We start from the raw sequence: 2,204 nt of genomic DNA, 5'->3' as shown, positions 1-2,204 counted from the left end.
GCGCCCGAGCCGGCGCGGTCGCGCCGCCTGCTCGGCCTCATCGCGCCGGGCTTCGGCCGGCTGTGGATCGCCTCCGTGCTGCTGCCGCTGGTCTGCCTGGTCGCCGCCGGGTGGTGGACCTCCAACAACGTGCTGGCCTCCGCGCGCGGCGAAATGGCCCGCACGGTGGACATGGTGCACGAGCAGGTGCTCCGCTCGCTGGAAACCCAGGACGCGGTGCTGGCCGGCATGGAGGCCTTCGTCGCCGGCATGAGCTGGCAGGAGATGCGCGCCACCCCCGCCGCGCATGATTTCGCCAACCGCATCGACCGCGCCACCCCCACCGTCGAGACACTGGGGGTGATCGACCCCACCGGCCGGCTGGCGGTGGCTAGCGAAACCCCCAACCCGCCGCAACAGCTCGTGCTGGCCGACCGCGACTATGTGCGCGCCTGGCCGGCCGGCCGGCGCACCGAGGGCACGTTCATCAGCCCGGTGGTGATCAGCCGGGTCGACGGGCGGGTGCAGGTGCATGCCTCCCGCCCGCGCATCGGTGCCGACGGCCTGTCCGACGGCGGCGTCATCGCCTCCTCCTTCGCGCCGGCCTATTTCGAGAAGTTCTTCAGCGACATCGCCGAAACCCGCCAGACCGGCTTCACCATCATCCGCGACGACGGCTCGCTGCTGGCCGACTTCCCCACCCCGGTCACCAAGGAGGGCGAGACCCTGCCGCCGGGCGACCTGGCGCTGGAGGCGCTGCGCGGCATGGTGCCGACGCAGCAGGCCGGGCTGGGGCGGGGGGTGCGCTTCGCCTCTTCCGGCTCGCTGCTCGCCGGGCTGCACCTGGTCGCCATCCGGCCGGTGCGCAACTACCGCATGACCATCATCCACCGCATGGACCCGGCGGTGGTCACCGCCAGCTGGCTGCGCCAGATGCTGTCGCCGACCATCGGCGCGGCGGCGGCGATGGCGCTGCTGCTGATCCTGACCGCCCGCGCCCAGGCCACCACCATGCGCGAGCAGGTGGAGCTGCGCAGTCGCACCGCGGTGGCCGAGGCCGGGCAGGCGCAGGCGATGGAGCGCGCCGAGCTGGAGGCGCGGCTGCGCCAGACCGAGAAGGTCGCCGCCCTCGGCCAGCTCGCCGCCGGGGTCGCGCATGATTTCAACAACCTGCTGCAAACGGTGATCCTCAACGCCGAGCTGCTGGAAGGTGCCGCGCCGGAGGGCTCGCCCGGCCGGCGCAGCGCCGGGCTGATCATCACCGCCAGCGAGCGCGGCATCGCGCTCACACGGCGCATGCTGGACCATACCCGCCGCGAGTCCAGCCCGGCGCCTGGCACGCCGCCGAGCCTGGAGGTGCCGGCCGCGCTGCGCGCCGTGCAGGACCTGCTGGCCGGCCCGCTGGGCGCGCAGTACCACCTGCGCCTGACCATCCCCCCCGGCCTGCCGCCGGTGCGCGGCGAGGCGGCGGGGTTCGAATCGGCGCTCATCAACCTGGTGGTCAACGCCCGCGACGCCATGCCATCCGGCGGCAACATCGCCATCGAGGCCGCCGAACGGCAGGTCGCCGAAGGCGAGCGGAACGATCTGCTTCCGGGCCGCTACGTCCGTGTATCGGTGCACGACAGCGGCATCGGCATGGACGCGGCGACCCTGGCGCGGGCCGGCGAGGCGTTTTTCACCACCAAGGGGCCGGGGCGTGGCACCGGGCTCGGCCTGTCGATGGCCCGCGGCTTCGCCCGCCGCCACGAGGGCGCGCTGGACCTGGCCAGCGTCACCGGCGTCGGTTCAACCGTTGCGATCTGGCTGCCGGCGGTCTGACGCCGGCCGCTCCGGTCGCGGGGCATTCGCGATAACCTGGCAATCGGGGCACCCGGCTCGCGCCGCGCGCCGGCGGCTTCTATGATGCGCCGCCCGTTGGCCGAGACCCTGCCCCGCATGACCGTGCCGCCGCACCGCTTCCCCCCCACCGCCGCCGCCGCCGCCGCGCGCTTCGGCGCCGCCCCGGCGACGGCCGGCGCCGGTTTCGCGGCCGGCACGCCGATCGACACGCCGGACGGCCCGGTGGCAGTGGAGCGCCTGCGCCCCGGCGACCGGGTGAGCGCCGTGCGGGGCGCCGCGCTGGTGCTGCGGCGGGTCGTGGCCGTGCCGCCCGGCACGGCGGCGGCCATCCGGGTTGCCGCCCCGGCCCGAACGCCCCGGCGGTGTGGCTGGACGGGCAGAAG

At 75.0% G+C, this 2,204-nt stretch carries 2 protein-coding genes; both read left to right on the top strand.

The window, feature by feature from the left end:
• Nucleotides 1-1,800: sensor histidine kinase (locus ABT24_RS12125; protein WP_286737901.1), on the top strand; the 1,800-nt coding region annotated here is incomplete at its 5' end.
• Between the two features lie 96 nt (nt 1,801-1,896).
• Nucleotides 1,897-2,204 (top strand): Hint domain-containing protein (locus tag ABT24_RS12120; RefSeq protein WP_286737899.1); only part of this gene is annotated, 308 nt, incomplete at its 3' end.

It is taken from the genome of Thiomonas sp. SCN 64-16 (assembly GCF_001725585.1).
GTDB lineage: Bacteria > Pseudomonadota > Gammaproteobacteria > Burkholderiales > Burkholderiaceae_C > Thiomonas > Thiomonas arsenitoxydans.
This window is presented reverse-complemented; position numbering and strand designations above follow the sequence as displayed.